The 18,197-nt window shown below is 53.2% G+C and carries 18 protein-coding genes and 1 other annotated feature; of the genes, 17 read left to right on the top strand and 1 reads right to left on the bottom strand.

The features are described 5' to 3' along the window. Window positions 1-3 precede the first annotated feature (3 nt). From murD to ftsZ, 7 genes are all read left to right on the top strand, one after another. Entirely contained in the window at window positions 4-1,425 is a 1,422-nt protein-coding gene (gene murD / locus NYE48_RS18920) for a UDP-N-acetylmuramoyl-L-alanine--D-glutamate ligase (RefSeq protein ID WP_036713499.1), read from the top strand. Between the two features lie 48 nt (window positions 1,426-1,473). Beyond that, window positions 1,474-2,571 (top strand): stage V sporulation protein E, encoded by a 1,098-nt coding sequence (gene spoVE, locus NYE48_RS18915; protein WP_340999694.1) that lies wholly within the window; start codon window positions 1,474-1,476, stop codon window positions 2,569-2,571. A gap of 5 nt (window positions 2,572-2,576) precedes the next feature. Next, on the top strand, window positions 2,577-3,686 hold the full coding sequence (murG, locus tag NYE48_RS18910) for an undecaprenyldiphospho-muramoylpentapeptide beta-N-acetylglucosaminyltransferase (RefSeq protein WP_340999693.1): 1,110 nt from the start codon (window positions 2,577-2,579) through the stop codon (window positions 3,684-3,686). Between the two features lie 428 nt (window positions 3,687-4,114). After that, the gene (gene murA / locus NYE48_RS18905) at window positions 4,115-5,398 is read left to right on the top strand and encodes a UDP-N-acetylglucosamine 1-carboxyvinyltransferase (RefSeq protein WP_339324113.1); all 1,284 of its coding nucleotides are present in this window, start codon (window positions 4,115-4,117) and stop codon (window positions 5,396-5,398) included. Between the two features lie 62 nt (window positions 5,399-5,460). Then, window positions 5,461-6,231 carry a cell division protein FtsQ/DivIB gene (locus NYE48_RS18900; RefSeq protein WP_340999692.1) on the top strand — a complete coding sequence of 257 codons (771 nt, stop codon included), beginning with the start codon at window positions 5,461-5,463 and terminating at the stop codon, window positions 6,229-6,231. 286 nt (window positions 6,232-6,517) lie between these two features. Next, complete coding sequence (gene ftsA, locus NYE48_RS18895; protein ID WP_036713498.1) at window positions 6,518-7,795, top strand: cell division protein FtsA; 1,278 nt, start codon at window positions 6,518-6,520, stop codon at window positions 7,793-7,795. 62 nt (window positions 7,796-7,857) lie between these two features. After that, window positions 7,858-8,985, top strand: a complete 1,128-nt coding sequence (ftsZ, locus tag NYE48_RS18890) for a cell division protein FtsZ (RefSeq protein ID WP_212947140.1) — start codon at window positions 7,858-7,860, stop codon at window positions 8,983-8,985. Window positions 8,986-9,116: 131 nt separating this feature from the next. Here ftsZ and NYE48_RS18885 read toward each other — a convergent pair whose 3' ends face one another. Continuing rightward, window positions 9,117-9,464, bottom strand: a complete 348-nt coding sequence (locus tag NYE48_RS18885) for a DUF3221 domain-containing protein (RefSeq protein WP_340999691.1) — start codon at window positions 9,462-9,464, stop codon at window positions 9,117-9,119. A 347-nt stretch (window positions 9,465-9,811) separates the two neighbouring features. On the opposite strand from NYE48_RS18885, the gene spoIIGA reads away from it, so the two are divergent. The 10 genes from spoIIGA (at window position 9,812) to NYE48_RS18835 (ending at window position 17,147) form a co-directional block, all read left to right on the top strand. Then, window positions 9,812-10,786, top strand: a complete 975-nt coding sequence (spoIIGA, locus tag NYE48_RS18880) for a sigma-E processing peptidase SpoIIGA (protein ID WP_212947453.1) — start codon at window positions 9,812-9,814, stop codon at window positions 10,784-10,786. Window positions 10,787-11,112: 326 nt separating this feature from the next. Then, entirely contained in the window at window positions 11,113-11,835 is a 723-nt protein-coding gene (gene sigE / locus NYE48_RS18875) for an RNA polymerase sporulation sigma factor SigE (RefSeq protein ID WP_036713496.1), read from the top strand. 77 nt (window positions 11,836-11,912) lie between these two features. Continuing rightward, window positions 11,913-12,695 (top strand): RNA polymerase sporulation sigma factor SigG, encoded by a 783-nt coding sequence (sigG, locus tag NYE48_RS18870; RefSeq protein WP_160044661.1) that lies wholly within the window; start codon window positions 11,913-11,915, stop codon window positions 12,693-12,695. 377 nt (window positions 12,696-13,072) lie between these two features. Beyond that, window positions 13,073-13,387, top strand: a complete 315-nt coding sequence (locus tag NYE48_RS18865; RefSeq protein WP_036713528.1) for a YlmC/YmxH family sporulation protein — start codon at window positions 13,073-13,075, stop codon at window positions 13,385-13,387. Window positions 13,388-13,425: 38 nt separating this feature from the next. Then, window positions 13,426-14,280: a peptidoglycan editing factor PgeF gene (pgeF, locus tag NYE48_RS18860; protein ID WP_445324021.1), complete on the top strand. Its 855-nt coding sequence runs from the start codon at window positions 13,426-13,428 to the stop codon at window positions 14,278-14,280. 7 nt (window positions 14,281-14,287) lie between these two features. Further along, a complete protein-coding gene (locus NYE48_RS18855; protein ID WP_340999690.1) occupies window positions 14,288-14,983 on the top strand; it encodes a YggS family pyridoxal phosphate-dependent enzyme in 696 nt (231 codons plus the stop codon). After that, complete coding sequence (locus NYE48_RS18850) at window positions 14,980-15,423, top strand: cell division protein SepF (protein WP_036713493.1); 444 nt, start codon at window positions 14,980-14,982, stop codon at window positions 15,421-15,423. The genes NYE48_RS18855 and NYE48_RS18850 overlap by 4 nt, the downstream gene beginning before the upstream one ends. A gap of 4 nt (window positions 15,424-15,427) precedes the next feature. Further along, on the top strand, window positions 15,428-15,700 hold the full coding sequence (locus tag NYE48_RS18845; protein ID WP_036713492.1) for a YggT family protein: 273 nt from the start codon (window positions 15,428-15,430) through the stop codon (window positions 15,698-15,700). A 7-nt stretch (window positions 15,701-15,707) separates the two neighbouring features. Further along, on the top strand, window positions 15,708-16,490 hold the full coding sequence (locus NYE48_RS18840) for a YlmH family RNA-binding protein (RefSeq protein ID WP_340999689.1): 783 nt from the start codon (window positions 15,708-15,710) through the stop codon (window positions 16,488-16,490). 153 nt (window positions 16,491-16,643) lie between these two features. Next, entirely contained in the window at window positions 16,644-17,147 is a 504-nt protein-coding gene (locus tag NYE48_RS18835) for a DivIVA domain-containing protein (protein ID WP_212947123.1), read from the top strand. A 90-nt stretch (window positions 17,148-17,237) separates the two neighbouring features. After that, window positions 17,238-17,533: a binding site (T-box leader), on the top strand. The last annotated feature ends 664 nt before the right edge of the window (window positions 17,534-18,197 follow it).

Here is an 18,197-nt window from a genome sequence, read left to right as displayed (position 1 = left end):
AATATGAAGCATCCAGAATCGTACAGGGATCAGGAAGTCGTCGTGCTCGGCCTTGCCAAAAGCGGTGTACAAGTTGCCAAGGTCATGCACGCTTACGGCGCGAAAGTGACGGTCAACGACCAAAAAGATAGAGATCAATGCCCCGAAGCCGGGGAACTGGAGGCGCTCGGAATTACCGTCATTTGCGGCGGTCATCCGGCCGATCTGGTTCATCCCGGTATTTCTCTGCTTGTCAAAAATCCGGGCATTCCTTATAAAGTAGGTCCGGTGCAAAAAGCGCTCGAGCTCGGCATCGAAATCGTAACCGAAGTCGAGGTCGCCTATCATATTTGCAGCGCGCCTATCATCGGCATCACCGGCTCGAACGGCAAAACGACGACGACGACCTGGGTCGGAAACATGCTGGAAGAAGCCGGCCTGCGCCCGATCGTGGCGGGCAATATCGGAACGCCGCTTTGCGAAGCCGCTCAACATGCGGACAGCGGCAACTGGATGGTAACCGAGTTGAGCAGCTTCCAGCTGAAAGGAACGAAGGCATTCCGTCCGCGTATCGGATGTTTGCTGAATGTGGCGGAAACGCATCTCGACTACCACGGAGATATGGAGGATTATGTCGCCTCCAAAGCGAAAATGTTCGCCAATCAGGGAGAAGGAGATACCGCCGTCCTCAATTGGGATGATTCCACCTGCCGCGAGCTCGTGCCTTATATCAAGGCGAAACTTCTGCCGTTCTCTATTAGCGAAGAATTGGCGGAAGGCGTCTATGTCAGCCCGCCGTTTATCCAGGGCGCAGAGGACGATTTGCCGCGGAAGATCGTGTACCGGGATGAACATGGCCGCCTGACGGAGATCATCCCCGTGGAGGAAGTCGGTATTCCGGGCCGTTTCAACGTTGCAAATGCGGCGGCCGCCTGCGCGATCGCCATCGCCGCAGGCGTCCCCGCAAACCGGTTAAGGGGTCCGCTGTCCTCCTTCCGCGGCGTGGAGCACCGCCTGGAATACGTGAAGGATTTGAACGGAGTCGCCTACTACAATAACTCGAAGGCGACCAACTCCAAAGCGACGATGATGGCTTTGACATCCCTTCATCGTCCGATCGTTTTGATCGCCGGGGGGCTCGATCGGGGTTCGGATTACATGGAGCTGGTGCCGGCATTGTCGGAACGCGTCAAAGCGGTCATCGCTTTGGGCGAAACGGCGCGGAAAATCGCCAAGGTATCGGAACTTGCCGGATTAAAGCATATCGTCGTCGTCGATAATGAGGATGACGCCGCCGGCACGCTGCGCGCAGCCGTCAAGGAAGCCGCAGCCGCCGCAGAACCGGGGGATATCGTGCTTTTGTCTCCTGCCTGCGCCAGCTGGGACATGTTTGCTTCCTATGAGGAGCGTGGACGCATTTTTAAAGAGGCGGTGCATAATCTTTAAGTAGGGGGGTGGATAAGCCCCTACTTTTTTGCAAAAGGTGGCCTCTTCATGAACAAGACACGCCCGGCGCCGGACTTGTGGCTGTTTCTATGCATTATGGGACTGCTCGCGATCGGCATCATTATGGTATACAGCGCAGGTTCGGTACTGGCTTTCCACGAACACGGAGACTCTTTCTATTTCGTCAAACGGCAGCTGCTTTTTGCCGGACTTGGGCTGGTAGCGATGTTTTTTACGGCCAATATCGATTTTCGGGTATGGAAAAAATACGCCAAAATCGCCTTGATCGTCTGCTTCGTGCTGCTGGTCATCGTGTTGATACCGGGGATCGGCGTCGTTCGCGGCGGCGCGCGCAGCTGGCTGGGCATCAGCTCGTTCGGGATCCAGCCGTCGGAGTTTATGAAGCTGGGCATGATCCTGTTCCTTTCCAAATGGCTCAGCAGCGACGAATGGGACATTACGAAGTTCGGCAAAGGTCTGATGCCGCCGCTCGGGTTGGTCGGACTGGCCTTCGGCCTGATCATGCTCCAGCCGGATTTGGGGACGGGAACGGTCATGATGGGAGCGGCGATGATGATCATTTTTACGGCCGGAGCGCGTCTTGGCCATTTGGGGATGCTGGGATTGGCCGGAGCCGCAGGCTTCGTCGGCCTCATTCTTGCGGCGCCTTACCGGCTGAAGCGGATTACCGGATTTCTCGACCCTTGGTCCGATCCGCTCGGTACGGGGTATCAAATCATCCAATCTTTGTACGCCATCGGGCCCGGAGGGCTTGGCGGTTTGGGACTTGGCATGAGCCGCCAAAAGTACAGCTACGTTCCGGAACCGCAAACGGACTTTATCTTTTCCATTTTGGCCGAAGAGCTGGGGTTCATCGGCGGATTGATCGTACTTCTGCTCTTTTTGGTTCTGGTGTGGCGGGGCATGCGCATCGCCATGACGATACCGGATCGTTTCGGCAGTTTGTTTGCGGTAGGCATCGTCGGCATGGTTGCCGTACAGGTCATTATCAATATCGGCGTCGTGATCGGACTGATGCCGGTAACGGGCATTACGCTGCCGCTGATCAGCTATGGCGGCTCGTCGCTGACGCTGATGCTGACCGCTCTCGGCATTTTACTTAATCTATCAAGATACGCGAGGTGATCGGCATGCGCGTCGTGTTAACAGGCGGAGGAACCGGGGGACACATCTACCCGGCTATCGCCGTTGCGAGGCAATGCGAAATCGAAGATCCGGATTCAAAATTTTTATATATCGGCGGTACCAAAGGTTTGGAAAGCACGCTGGTTCCGCAAGAGCAAATCCCGTTCCAATCGATCGAAATTACGGGCTTCCGCCGCAAATTGTCGGCCGAAAACATCAAAACGGTGATCCGATTTTTGAAAGGCGTCAAGGCGTCCAAGCGGATGCTAGCCGAATTCAAGCCGGACGTGGTCATCGGCACGGGCGGTTACGTCTGCGGTCCCGTCGTTTACGCCGCCGCCAAGTTGGGCATCCCGTCGATCATCCATGAGCAGAACGCCATCCCGGGGTTGACGAACAAGTTTCTGAGCCGGTACGTCAGCACGGTCGCCGTCAGCTTCGAAGGATCGGAGCGCTCTTTTCCTAAAGCCAAACGGGTAATTTACACGGGGAATCCGCGTGCAACCACCGTGCAGACCGCCAACAAGGAGCGCGGTTTCGCATCGCTGGGCATTCCGATGGACAGCTCGGTCGTGCTTGTCGTCGGCGGCAGCCGCGGAGCGAAGGCGATCAACGATGCCATGATCGAAATGGCGCCGCAGCTTGAGAAGCTGAAGCATATTCACTTTGTTTATGTGACGGGCGAACATTATTTCGAAAAAACGCGGGAGGAAATCCGAAGCAGGCTCGGCAGCATGCCCAATCATCTGCATGTGCTTCCGTACGTGCACAACATGCCCGAGGTACTGGCGGCCACGTCGCTGATCGTCAACCGGGCGGGAGCTTCTTTTCTTGCCGAAATAACCTCGCTCGGGATTCCGTCCATCCTGATTCCATCCCCGAACGTGACGAATAACCACCAGGAGGCCAACGCGCGGCAGCTGGAAAAGGCCGGAGCCGCAAAGGTCATTTTGGAAAAGGATTTATCGGGAAAAAGACTCTTTCAATCTATTGAGGATATCATGGGCGATTTTCAGGTGCAGAGGGAGATGGCGGGGCAATCGAGAAAGCTTGGAAAGCCCGACTCCGCGAACTTGATCGTCGAAGAGATGCGCCGGCTTACATCAGGGCGGTGAAAGGGGCTGGGCGATTGTCACACACTGGTCGCGCGCGACATAAGATACTCTATAATCGTGACAATCACCAACCCGAACGCCGGCCCCGCCCGAACCTGCGCGGAAAAAGCCGCAGCTTTAGGTCCGAAGCTGGAACGTTGATATAGCGGAAATCCCTTTTGGTCAGGAAGATACCGGCTGGTTGTCATCAAGCCGCACCGCGAAAAACTGTAACCATGCTAAGCCGCCGGAGCTCATGGGTCTGATGTGTCACGCAAAAACAAGTCCGCTGAAAGATTGCACTGGATGTTAGGCCGGTCAATGACAGCAGAGGACGATCTCATCCTGTAGCATTCATTTTACGAAACCGAAATCTCGAAGCAGGCACCATCGGCAAATGCCTGCTAGGGAGAATGCGGCGGTTGAGGGGTAAACTCGGAGGTGATACATTGGACAAATTGGTGATTGAGGGTGGAAAATCCCTGTCAGGAACCATACGTATCCATGGAGCAAAAAATGCCGCATTGCCTATTCTGGCAGCGAGCTTGCTGGCCGCAGGCAAAGTTCAGCTGAGCAATGTCCCCCGTCTGCTGGACATTGACGTCATGCTGGACATCCTGGAACGGATCGGCTGCACGACTTTGCGTGATCAGGAGACGGTTGCCTTGGATACGTCGTCCGCCAATTCGTTTCATGTACCGGAAGATTTAATGAAACAAATGCGCTCCTCTATTTTTTTGATGGGGCCTCTGCTTGCGAGATTCGGGGAGGTTGCCGTCTATCAACCCGGCGGCTGCGCGATCGGAGAGCGCAAGATCGACCTGCATCTCCGGGGACTTCAGGCGCTCGGCGCCGAGATCGAGGAACTTGAGCAGAGAATCATTTGCAAGGCCAGCAAACTCAAGGGGGCGGATATCCATCTGGACTTTCCGAGCGTGGGCGCCACCGAAAACATCATGATGGCCGCCGTTCTGGCGGAAGGCACGACGACCATCACGAATGCGGCGCGCGAACCGGAGATCCAGGATCTGCAAAACTTCCTGAACGCGATGGGCGCGAACATTATCGGAGCCGGTACGGATACGATCACGATTCAAGGCGTAAGCAAGCTTACCCCGTGTTCGTATAACATCATTCCCGACCGGATCGTAGCCGGAACCGTGATGATTGCCGCCGCGGCCACGAGGGGCAACGTCACGCTGACCCACTGCAACCCGGCCCATCTGTCGTCCTTGATCCACGTCCTCAAGCGGGCCGGTGTTCAAATCAGCACCTACAATGATATAATAAACGTGAGCAGCATGAGCCGTCCGAAGGCCGTCGAACGCATCGTCACATCGCCTTATCCGTCTTTTCCGACCGACTTGCAATCCCAAGTCATGGTGCTGCTCTCGCTTGCCGACGGCTTCAGCGTCATGAAAGAGACGGTATTCGAAGGCAGGTTCAAGCATGTCGATGAATTGACGAGAATGGGGGCGGACATACACACCGACCTGAACTGCGCATTCATCCGCGGCGTGAAGCGGCTGTACGGCGCCACGGTCGAAGCTACCGACCTGAGGGCAGGAGCGGCGCTGGTCATTGCCGGACTGGCCGCCCAAGGCAAAACCATCGTCGAGCAGGTGCATCATATCGACAGAGGATATGAACATATCGAGCAGCTCTTTCAAAAGCTGGGAGCTGATATCCATCGGTTTTCGCCGGTGCCCAAATCGCTAGATTTAGCAAATTAACACCAAGCTTATCCCCTCCCTTCCGCGAGAGGGGATAAGAGGTATTTTGTGGAGAGAATCCTATGCCTAAAGCTCATATTCCCGTTTTAAAAGAGAACAAGCCCAAAAAAAGAACAAGCCGGAAAATCATAGCCATTTTGCTGCTTTTGTTTATCGCGATCCTGGTCATCTTGTTCTTCCGTTCGCCGGTAAGCCAGGTGACGGAGATCCAATTTACGGGAAGCACGTTTTCCTCGAGGGAGCAGCTTTTGCAGGCCAGCGGCCTGAAGGAGGGCAGCCAATATTTCGGCGTTTCGCCTTCCGAGGTCGAACAGCGGCTGCTGAAAATCACATCGATTCAAAAAGCTGTGGTGGACAAGCAATTTCCCGGCAAAATCAGCGTCAGGATCGAAGAATATCCCACCGTCGCGTATGAACTGGGCGAAGGGGGACGTTTGGAAGCCATTCTTGCGAACGGTTCGAAATTGGCCGTAAACAGCATCGGCATCGCCGTGGAAAAGCCGATCTTAACGAAATGGAGCCCAAGCGATCCGAACAAGGCGGAACTGTGCAAAGTGCTGGGGAAGATTCCAAGCGAGCTGACGTCGGACATTTCGGAGATCATCCCGTCGCCGACGGCTTCCTTTCCGGATCGGATCAAGATGTATACGCGGTCCCGTTTTGTCGTGATTACGGCCGTCTCTCTTTTGAGCGACAAAATCGAATATTTGAACCAGGTCATCGAAACGGCTGAGCCGGGAACGATCACGATGCTCGAAGCCGACACGTATACGCCTTTCGAGCCTCCGGCCGATGCGGACCCGGACGAAAATGACACTACTCACGGCCAATAAAAAATGCTACAATTAATTTTATGGGTTATCTTATACCGTTTGAACTAAAAATGGTTTATTTCATCTATTCATCAACGCGAATTTGACGTGCGGAAGACGAGGACTCCTTCGTTTTTCGCACTTGGACATCTCCCTCTTTTTTCTTTTGATTTTTACCCTGTTATACTAAATGTTGGCAGTCGAAAAATTTGTAGAAAAAAGAGGGAAAGAATATTCTATGTTGAATATGTAAAAACGAGTGTTTTAAACATGGGGAAGATACTTTAGAAAACAGGAGGTGCCACGGTTGAGCAACAATGACATCATTGTTAGTTTGGACATCGGTACATCCAAAGTTCGTGCTATTATTGGGGAAGTGAATAATGGAACCTTTAATATTATTGGAGTTGGATCTGCCGACTCGGAAGGAATTCGCAAAGGTGCAATTGTAGATATTGACCAGACTGTACAATCCATCCGCAGTGCCGTTGATCATGCGGAGCGTATGGTCGGTATTGAAATATCGGAGGTATACGTCGGCATTTCGGGCAATCATATCGGACTTCAATCAAGCCACGGCGTCGTGGCGGTATCGAACGAGGATCGGGAAATCGGCGAGGAGGACATCGAACGCGTGCTTAAAGCCGCCGAAGTGGTCGCCCTTCCGCCGGACCGGGAAATCATTGATGTAGTTGCAAAACAATACGTCGTAGACGGCTTGGAGGGAATTCAGGATCCGCGCGGCATGATCGGCGTCCGCCTTGAGGTGGAAGCGATCATCATTACCGGCGCTAAGACCGCGATACATAATTTATTGCGCTGCGTTGAAAAATCAGGCCTGAAAATCAAAGATTTGGTGCTTATGTCGCTTGGCGCAGGCCAGCTCGCATTGTCGAAGGACGAGAAAACGATGGGTTCCGTCCTGGTCGATATCGGTGCGGGATCCACGACGATCGCCATTTTCGAAGGCGGCACGATGGTTTCGACCTCGACCCTGCCGATCGGCGGCGAGTTCGTGACCAACGATATCGCCTACGGACTTCGGACGCTGACGGACCAGGCGGAGAAGGTGAAGCTCAAATACGGCTGCGCGTTAATGGCCGATGCCGCGCCTGACGTCACGTTTAAGGTGGTCCGCATCGGCAGCAACGTGGAGAAGGAATTTACCCAAGAAGATCTGGCGGCCATCGTCGAACCTCGGGTACAGGAAATTTTCCATCTGGTCCGCGAAGAAGTCAAACGCCTCGGTTACTCCGAGCTTCCGGGGGGATACATCCTTACCGGAGGTACCGTATCGATGCCGGGCGTATTGCAGGTTGCCCAAGGAGAACTCGCCGCATCCGTCAGAATTGCCGTGCCGGATTACATCGGCGTCAGGGACCCTGGTTACACCAGCGGCGTTGGTATTTTACATAACGTCATCCGCAGTATCCGCATGCGCAGCGGCAGCAGCGCAAACGTGAGCAGTGCGGGCAACAAGAAGACAGTGAACCGCCCAAAAGCGAGTCCTGCCACGAATCCGGAGACTGTCCAAAAACCAGGCTTTATTGAACGATTGAAAAATATTTTCAGTGATTTCATATAAGCAGGTTCCATTTGAATGAGTGGACGGGCCATCCATGCACTATGAGGGGGAGATGGGAGAATATGTTGGAATTTGATTTTGAAATGGAGAGCTTGGCGCAAATTAAAGTAATTGGCGTGGGCGGCGGCGGCAGCAATGCCGTAAACCGAATGATCGAAAACGGCGTTCAAGGCGTCGAATTCATTACGGTGAATACGGACGCTCAAGCTTTGCATATGGCCAAATCGGAACATAAACTGCAAATCGGGGATAAATTGACCCGCGGCCTGGGTGCCGGAGCCAACCCTGAAGTAGGGAAAAAAGCGGCTGAGGAGTCGCGCGATCTGATCATGAATACCCTCAAAGGCGCCGACATGGTTTTTGTTACCGCAGGCATGGGCGGAGGTACCGGTACGGGAGCCGCGCCGGTGATCGCTGAAATCGCCAAGGAATGCGGAGCATTGACCGTCGGCGTGGTCACGCGCCCGTTTACGTTTGAAGGCCGCAAGCGTTCCACCCAGGCTGAGCTGGGAATCGAAAGCCTCAAAGAAAAAGTCGATACGCTTATCGTTATTCCGAATGATCGGCTTTTGGAAATCGTCGACAAAAAAACGCCGATGCTGGAAGCATTCCGGGAGGCCGACAACGTGCTGCGTCAAGCGGTACAAGGCATTTCCGACTTGATTGCGGTTCCTGGCCTGATCAACCTCGATTTCGCTGACGTCAAAACGATCATGACTGAACGCGGTTCGGCTTTGATGGGGATCGGTTTGGCAACAGGCGAAAACCGCGCAGCCGAAGCCGCACGCAAAGCGATCATGAGCCCGCTGCTCGAAACTTCGATCGAAGGGGCGCGGGGCATTATCATGAACATTACGGGAGGTACGAATTTGTCCCTTTATGAAGTCAATGAAGCGGCCGAAATCGTAACCTCCGCATCCGATCCGGAAGTCAACATGATCTTCGGTGCCATGATTGAAGAAAGCATGAAGGATGAAATCAAAGTCACCGTGATTGCGACAGGGTTCGAAACCCGGGCCATTCCTGCGCCGCAAGCCCGCAAACAACAACCGGGAGCTGCCGCACCGACCGAACAGGCCGAATCCCGCAACAACACGCAGAACCTTCGTCCGTTCGGCAACCAGACCAGCGGCGACCAATTGGACATTCCGACGTTTTTGCGGAACCGTTCGCGTCAAAACAAGGACTAATTCCATACCGATAACGAAAAGACCCGCAAGCCATCGCTGGATGGAAGCGGGTCTTTTTTTTGCATGTTGGAGCATTTGAGTACGGATAGGAGTAGTCCAACCGGCAGCGTCCGGTGGATCCTGGTCCTGATTCAAGGGGAATTCAATTTTTTCACCTCGGCCGCCGCTTGAGCGGGATAGGATTGATTGATGGCTCCGTTCGGGATCGAAATGCCGATATGATCCCCGATCTCCACGGCATGATAATCCGCCGGGCTAACCGTAAGCCAGATCGCGTTGGGCATCGCTTCCTCCAAAATTCGATTGAGCGGCGTGTGCCGATCCGGAACTTTGTCGCGAACCGCCAAAACCCTCCCGTCTTCTTTGGCCACGACGTAACCTTCCTTAACGTCCCAACGTTCAACGGCTGCGCGATCCGGCGAGGGAGGGCCAGCTACCCATGCCAGGAGCACGAACAGCCACATCATGATTTTGCTCATCTTTATTCCTCCGCAGGAACGATTTTCAGAACGTATTGCTGCGCTTTTTTACTCTGACGAACAGGGAAGCCGGAAAGTTTCAGCCTATGGCGAGGAGTTTCCTTTCTGGTTTGGCGGGTTCGGGAGGTGCGGCACCCAGGATAAACGCTTGCGAACCGCCTCTCAAAAAGCAGCGGGACTCGACAAAAAAAGTTGAAGTCCGGCCCCCAATTTTAGACAGACTTTGGATAGGGATCTTTTTATACTAAATACATCTCCCAAGTCCAAAGCCACGATAAAGCGAATCATATCAAAGCTAGTCATATCAATTTCCGAAAGAATCCATGATAAGCAGGCAGGTGATGGGGCTGGTTGTTTATATTGATCTGATTTTCATCACCAATCTGTTGATCGACGGCGCCCTGCTGTGGCTGACCGCCTGGATGAGAAAGCAGCGGCTGCGCTGGTGGCGGCTTGCGGCGTCGTCAACGGTAGGCGCGATGTACGTCGTCATGATGTTCCTGCCCGAACTTTCCTTTATGTATACTTTTATGCTCAAATTCGCCTTGTCACTGTTGATGCTCTGGATCGCTTTCGGATTCGGAAGTCTGCAAAACTATATCCGGAACACGGGAGCTTTTTATATGATCAACTTCGCGGCAGCCGGCGGCATCATCGGAATCCACTATTTGCTGAAGAACACGGGAGAAATTTTTAACGGCATATGGTTTACGGCTTCCGGGGGGCTTTCGTTTGAGCTGAAAATCGGTTTTTGGTTTACGTTCATTACGTGTTTCGGGGTGCTTTTATGGTTTAAATTCGTTTATTCCACGCGCCGGAAACTGGAGAGCAGGCAAGCCTACATGGGAGAAGTAAGCGTGACGATCGGAGGGTTTACCGTGAGCTGCAACGGGTTGCTTGACACGGGGAACCAGCTGTCGGATCCGCTGACGCGAACCCCCGTCATGGTCATGGAGGCATCGCTCTGGAAGGAAAAGCTGCCCACCGCCTGGCTGCAGCGGCTTGCTGAGGGAGAACCGGACAAACTGCTGCTTGAGCTGGACGCTGCCGAATTCGAATGGCGGGATCGGCTTCGCCTGGTACCGTACCGGGGCGTAAACCGGGGGTCTGCCTTTATGCTGGCGATCAAACCGGACGCCGTGGACATCCGAATCGGGAATCAGACAAGCCGTGCCGCGAAGGTGTTGATCGGACTTGACGGCGGCCAATTATCAGGCGACAAGTCCTATCAGGCCATCATTCACCCGGAGCTGGTGCAGGAGGAAAACGTCGTGAATTCCGAGGCGCAGGTGCCGGTTAACCCGACGTCGATCCATTCGTAGCGGTGGAAGCGGTATTGAAAATGCTGCAAGCCCCTGCCAGGCTGACGTTCTGGGAGCGAAATGATGCCTATGGTATGCTAGTTCTATTTTTGGAGCGTTGAAGAGGAAACGAAATGAAGCTTTACGAAGACAGTTTTCCTTTGGAAAACTAGGCTAATGCTTACGAAGTCAAATTTCCCTTCGGGAAATTTAAGCCAATGCTTACGAAGATAGTTTCCCTTCGGGAAACTAAGCTAATGCTTACGAAGTCAAATTTCCCTTCGGGAAATTTAAGCCAATGCTTACGAAGATAGTTTCCCTTCGGGAAACTTTTAGGAGGACGACAAATGCTTGTAAAATGGCGATTGATCGCGCAGCTGCAATATTATCGATTCCTTTTTCTGCTGGGACTGAAAAGCGAAGAAATCTACTATATCGGCGGCAGCGAGGCGCTCCCTCCCCCGCTGACCCGGGAGGAAGAGGAGTATCTCCTGCAGCGGCTCCCGACGGGGGATGCGGCAATCAGGTCGATGCTGATTGAGCGCAATCTGCGCTTGGTCGTCTACATTGCCCGCAAGTTTGAAAACACCGGCATCAACATCGAGGATCTGGTGTCCATCGGCGCCATCGGGCTGATCAAGGCGGTCAACACGTTCGACCCCGAAAAAAAGATCAAGCTCGCCACTTACGCATCGCGCTGCATCGAAAACGAAATATTGATGTATCTGCGCCGCAACAGCAAAATCCGCAGCGAGGTTTCTTTCGACGAACCGCTGAACATCGATTGGGACGGCAACGAACTGCTCCTGTCCGATGTCCTTGGAACCGAAAACGATACGATCTACCGCAATATCGAGGAGCAGGTCGACCGGAAGCTGCTTCACAAGGCGCTCGAAAAGCTGACCGACCGGGAGCGCACGATCATGGAGCTGCGTTTCGGCCTTCAGGACGGCGAAGAAAAGACGCAAAAAGATGTTGCGGATATGCTCGGGATTTCCCAATCCTACATATCCAGGCTCGAAAAAAGGATCATCAAAAGACTCCGCAAGGAGTTCAACAAGATGGTGTAGCAAATTTTTGCAAGGAATAAAATGAGCCCCCAGGGAGATAATGTACATTAATGTTTCTCCTTGGGAGGTAAATCATCATGACCCGAAACAAAGTCGAAATTTGTGGTGTGGATACCGCTAAATTGCCGGTCCTCACCAACGTGGAAATGCGGGAATTGTTCCACTCCTTGCAGCAACACAACGAACGGTCAGCCAGAGAAAAGCTCGTGAATGGCAATCTGAGATTGGTGCTCAGCGTCATTCAGCGCTTCAACAATCGGGGGGAATTTGTCGACGATTTGTTTCAGGTAGGCTGTATCGGACTGATGAAGGCTATTGATAATTTTGACTTGTCGCAAAACGTGAAATTTTCGACCTATGCGGTTCCGATGATCATCGGCGAAATCCGCAGGTACCTGAGGGACAACAATCCGATCCGGGTCTCGAGATCGCTGCGCGACATCGCCTACAAGGCGCTGCAGGTGCGCGATTCCCTGACCAACCAAAATTCCCGGGAACCGACGATTTTCGAAATTTCCGAAGTGCTCAACGTGCCCAAAGAGGATGTCGTTTTTGCCCTGGACGCGATCCAGGATCCCGTGTCGCTGTTCGAACCGATTTACCATGACGGCGGCGATCCCATCTATGTGATGGATCAAATCAGCGACGACAAAAACAAGGATGTGCAGTGGATTGAAGAAATTGCCCTGCGCGAAGCGATGCAAAGACTAGGCCAGCGGGAAAAAATGATTCTTTCCATGCGCTTTTTCGAAGGCAAAACCCAAATGGAGGTCGCCGACGAAATCGGCATTTCCCAAGCTCAGGTGTCCCGTTTGGAAAAATCGGCCATCCAGCAAATGCAGAAGCATGTGAAATCGTAACCTTAAAAATTGAATATTGAGGATTGGCTTGAAGCGTTTCGTTGCGTTCTCTTTGCCAAGCCTATAAACCTAAAAGCGATCCGTTCCGGGTCGCTTTTTTAGATGGATCGTCCATCAGCGTCGGCTCTCCAACAGACTATGTGGAATGTCGCGTTTTCATGCGTGCGCGGCCTTCTAAAATCTTTGGGCGGAAGGCGTGCCGGTTGTATCTGATCGGAGCATCGGCATGGCCGGGCAATTTTCAAAAAGAAGGGCATTTTGCCCAAAGGGAACATATACATATATCAAGATGAGGTAGCGGATATTCAGGCACGGAAACTTAGGAGGAAAAGGGGCTGCGGACGTTGATTCCAGAAAAACAATCGGTGGGGATTCACATGAAAATATCCGATTTTCAAACCAAAGACGTCATCAATATCGTAGACGGCAAACGGCTCGGACAAATCAGCGATCTGGAGCTGGATCTCCGCCAGGGCCGAATCGAGGCGATCGTCGTGCCTAGCTACAATAAATTCTTGGGGCTGTTCGGCGGAGGGGCGGACCTCGTGATTCCATGGCAAAACATCGTCAAAATCGGGTCGGACGTCGTTCTGGTCAAAATGGAGGAACTCAAAACGCTGCCAAACGAAAAAGATGCTTCGTCGTACGGGGAACGGCAGGAACGGGACCGCCGAAATTACAGGGATTTGTGAGGGCTGATGTGGTACACTGGAAGTTGAGGTGAAGAGGAATGGAACCGTTTGTGTTGAAAGAGGAGCAAGGGCATCCGGCGCTTTTTATGTTGGAGCCCTGGATGAGCCGCTATGACGGTATCAGTGCCGGGTTTACCGGACGGAACGGAGGCGTCGGCCAAGCGCCTTACGATTCGTTGAATTGCGCTTTTCACGTCGGCGACCGTCCCGAGGACGTCATCTCCAACCGCAAGCTTATTGCAGGCCGGCTCGGATTCACGCTCGATGCATGGACATGCGGGGAACAGGTCCACCGAGCCGATATCGCGATCATTGACGAACGTTTGGCGGGGGCGGGAAGCCTGACCCGGGAATCCGCCGTTCAGGATACGGATGGGCTGTTGACCAACGTACCGGGCGTGCTGCTGACGTCCTTTTATGCCGATTGCGTGCCTTTGTTTTTTTATGATCCGGTAAAAGAAGTTGCCGGGTTGGCGCATGCCGGCTGGAAAGGAACGGTAGCCAAAATCGCGGCCAACATGGTTGAGCGCATGCAGGAATATTTTGGAAGCCGGACGGAAGATATCAGGGCTGCGATCGGCCCGTCCATCGGAACCTGCTGCTATGAGGTAGATGGAAAAGTTATGTCTTATGTCCATGATTTAGAAAAAGATTTCCTGGGTAATGACGAATATTCCGTTTCGGATTGTTACATAGCCAAAGAAGACGGCAAATACATGCTCAACTTGAAAGAATTGAATCGACACATTATGATTAAAGCAGGAATATTGCCGACACATATCGAATGTACATCATGGTGTACGAGCTGTCGTAACGATCTGTTTTTCTCATACCGGAAGGATGGGGGAACGACAGGACGAATGGCGAGTTGGATCGGGCTAAAAGAGAGGTGAGCCTTCCATGACGTTGGAAGAGCGGATACAGGAAGTCAATAAACGCATTGAACAAGCGTGTCTGCGTAGCGGCAGAGCGCCCCAGGAAGTAAAAACCGTTGCGGTAACGAAGTACGTTTCGGCAGCGATGACGGCGAAGGTGCTGGACGGCGGGCTGGAGCACATCGGAGAAAATCGGTGGCAAAACGCCCAGGATAAATGGGAGGCGCTCGGCCACCGGGGAACATGGCATTTTATCGGTCACCTGCAGACCAATAAAGTGAAGGACGTGATCGGGAGGTTCGAGTACATCCATTCGCTGGACAGGCTGTCGCTTGCGAAGGAACTCGAGAAGCAGGCCGCCGCGCGAGGGCTTACAGTCAAAACTTTTTTGCAGGTCAATGTTTCCGGGGAAGACAGCAAATACGGCTTGGCTCCCGGGGAAGTGGCATCGTTTTTGCAGGACATTCAAAGCTTTTCCCATATTAAAGTGATCGGATTGATGACGATGGCTCCTTTTGAAGACGATGCGGAAGCAACCCGTTTCGTTTTCAGGGGGCTGCGCGAGTTAAGGGATGAATTAAACCGCAAGGGCATTACGCGGGAACCGTTAACGGAACTTTCCATGGGCATGTCTAACGATTTTGAAGTGGCGATCGAGGAAGGAGCGACTTGGATCCGCTTAGGCAGCATTTTAGTAGGGAAAGAGGAGGGGGAAGGATGAGCGTTATGAATAAATTCATGTCTTTTTTGGGGTTGCAGGAGCAGGAGGAAATCGTGGAGCGGGAACAGCTCCCCGTTGAAGAAGAAGTTGAAACTCCGCCGGTGGAAACACGTAGAAACCCAAGGGGAAACAATGTGGTTAGTATTCATTCGCAAAAAAACGTCAAGGTCATCCTCCACGAACCGCGTTCCTATGACGAAGCCCAGGAAATCGCCGATCATTTGCGGTCCCATCGGACCGTGGTCGTCAACCTGCAGCGCGTCCGCACCGACCAGGCGCTCCGGATCATCGATTTTCTCAGCGGAACGGTTTATGCCTTGAGCGGCAGTATTTCCAAGGTCGGGGGGAATATCTTTTTATGTACCCCGGATACGGTCGAAATCTCTGGCACCATTTCCGAAATACTTGCGGATGAACATGATTACAACAGAATGAGGTGAGCCGATTTTGGCCGAAATAATTACGATCGTGCAATATCTGTTTCAAATTTATTTTTACATGATTATCGTGTACGTGCTGATGTCTTGGCTCCCGAACCTGCGCGAAAGCTTTATCGGCGAGCTTCTGGGCAAGCTGGTGGAGCCGTACTTGTCGCCGTTTCGCCGTTTTATTCCTCCGATCGCGGGCATGCTCGACATTTCGCCGATCATTGCGCTGCTGGTGCTGCAATTCGCCGAGCGGGGCGTCATCGCGATACTGCTGTATTTTTGGGCGTGAGTGAGTCATGAAGCTGGACATTTACGAGCATTTTCATCCCGACGAACGCGAGTTTGTGGACCGGGCCTGGGAGTGGGTTGTGAACGCGGGCCAATACCATGAGACGAGGCTGACGGATTTTCTGGATCCAAGACAGGCATTTATCGTGGAATCGCTGGTGAATCGCCATCCGGACGTGCATGTGCGGTTTGACGGAGGGTACGGGGAGGCGGAACGGAAACGGGCGCTGATCGCCCCGGACTACCGCGATTTGGACGCGGAGGACATGAAATTAAAGGTGCTTAGCATCGATTCCGCGGATCAGAAGTTTCTGTCGCTGGAGCACGGCGATTATATGGGTTCGATTTTGGGCCTTGGCATCAAACGTTCCAAAATCGGCGACATCCATGTGCTGGAGCACGGCTGTCACACGGTGGTTTGCGAAGAAATCAGCGCTTTTCTGGACATGAACCTGAACCAGGTGCACCGCGTGCACGTTCAGAGCGAAATTTTGCCGATCGAGCAGCTTCGCACGAACAAGGTGACGCTGGAGCCGATGGATATTACGGTTGCGTCGCTGCGCCTTGACGGGATCGCCTCCGACGTGTACAGGCTCAGCCGGAGCAAAGTGCTGATCCCGATTCGGGCCGGACGGTGCCGCGTGAACTGGAAAACCGTCGAGGACCCGTCGGCACCCCTGAAAGCCGGAGACGTCGTATCGATGCAGGGGTTCGGACGTTTCAAGGTGCTTGAGGCGGGGGACGTAACCAAAAAAGGACGCTACCGGGTTAAAATAGGTAAATTTGTGTAGACTCGCAGCAGGAAATAGGTTATTCCTGTCGAAATGTAATTCAAGCGAATGCTAATCAAATCATTTACTTCGGCCGATACATTCCAAGTGGGCTGTATCCAGATCCGTTTGATAACACAGGGAGACCTGGACATTCTTAGGAGGTGCACATCTATGCCATTAACGCCGCTCGATATACATAACAAGGAGTTTTCCCGCAGGCTCCGGGGCTATGACGAGGATGAAGTGAATGAATTCCTCGATCAGGTCATCAAGGATTATGAGAGCGTCATCCGTGAAAACAAGGAACTTCATAATCAGCTGATGTCGTTGCAGGAACGGTTGGACCATTTCCTCAATATCGAAGAGACGCTTTCGAAAACGATCATCGTGGCGCAGGAAGCGGCCGACGAGGTCAAAAACAACGCCAAGAAAGAAGCCCAGCTGATCATTAAAGAGTCCGAGAAAAACGCGGACCGGATCATCAACGAGTCGCTGGCCAAGTCGCGTAAAATCGCGATGGAAGTGGAAGAATTAAAAAAGCAGGCTTCCATTTACCGCACCCGTTTCCGGACGCTGGTGGAAGCGCAGCTGGAGCTTTTGAGCCAGGAAAGCTGGGATGCCTTGGAATCGTCCGGCGAATCCCGGAGTACGCGAGAAGCTAACGAAGTGTACTAGGCTTCTGCTTGGTTGACTTTTGATTCAAAAAGGGCTATAACTATAGTCATATCGGTTGTCGCGCGAAGTGGCGGCAGCATTTGAATGCATATGGATTCCATGATGGGATAAGTAAGCTTTGGATATGTTCTCCAGAGAGCCGGCGTTTGCTGAGAGCCGGCGTTCAGACCGAAGCCGAAGATCCTCCCGGAGAAGCGAAGCTGAAGCGTTAGCGTTAACGTGCGTAAGCCGAGCCGGCATGCCGAACGTTATATCGGCTCCTTGCTGACGGCGGATTTGGGTTGATAATATCCGGTAAGGCGAGGACTTGAGGAGTCGTTCAGGAGAGCTTGTTTCTCCATGAGCGGAATTAGGGTGGTCACGCGAGCAGAAGCCTCGTCCCTTTTAGGGATGAGGCTTTATTTGTGTTTGTTTTATCGAATCCCCCTAAATCCCCCTTTCCAAAGGGGGACCCCAGAGGGCGCTGCCCTCTGGACACCCGAAAGTTCGGCGCAGGGAGGGGGAGTGGCGCACTAAAGCTGCTTTTGGTGGTATGCCCGGTTCTTCCTCAGCTCCCTTGCGGTTCGCTATCGGGAACCTTTCATACGTGCGATGGGTGTGGCGCACTAAAGCTGCTTTTGGAGGTATGCCCGGTTCTTCCTCAGCTCCCTTGCGGTTCGCTATCGGGAACCTTTCATACGTGCGATGGGTGTGGCGCACTAAAGCTGCTTTTGGTGGTGTGCCCGGTTCTTCCTCAGCTCCCTTGCGGTTCGCTATCGGGAACCTTTCATACGTGCGATGGGTGTGGCGCACTACAGGGGCTTTTAGAGGTGTGCCCGGTTCTTCCTCGACTCCCTTCGGATCGTCATCGGGAACCTTCCATGCGAGCGATGGGTGCGGCGCACTACAGGGGCGTTTGGAGGTGTGCCCGGTTCTTCCTCAGCTCCCTTGCGGTTCGCTTTCGGGAACCTTCCATGCGTGCGATCGGTGCGGCGCACTACAGGGGCTTTTAGAGGTGTGCCCGGTTCTTCCTCAGCTCCCTTGCGGTTCGCTTTCGGGAACCTTCCATGC

Source organism: Paenibacillus sp. FSL M7-1455 (assembly GCF_038004655.1).
In the GTDB taxonomy this organism is placed as follows: domain Bacteria; phylum Bacillota; class Bacilli; order Paenibacillales; family Paenibacillaceae; genus Paenibacillus_AQ; species Paenibacillus_AQ cookii.
The sequence above is the reverse complement of the archived record's forward strand: the minus strand, read 5'-3'. Positions and strand labels throughout refer to the sequence as shown.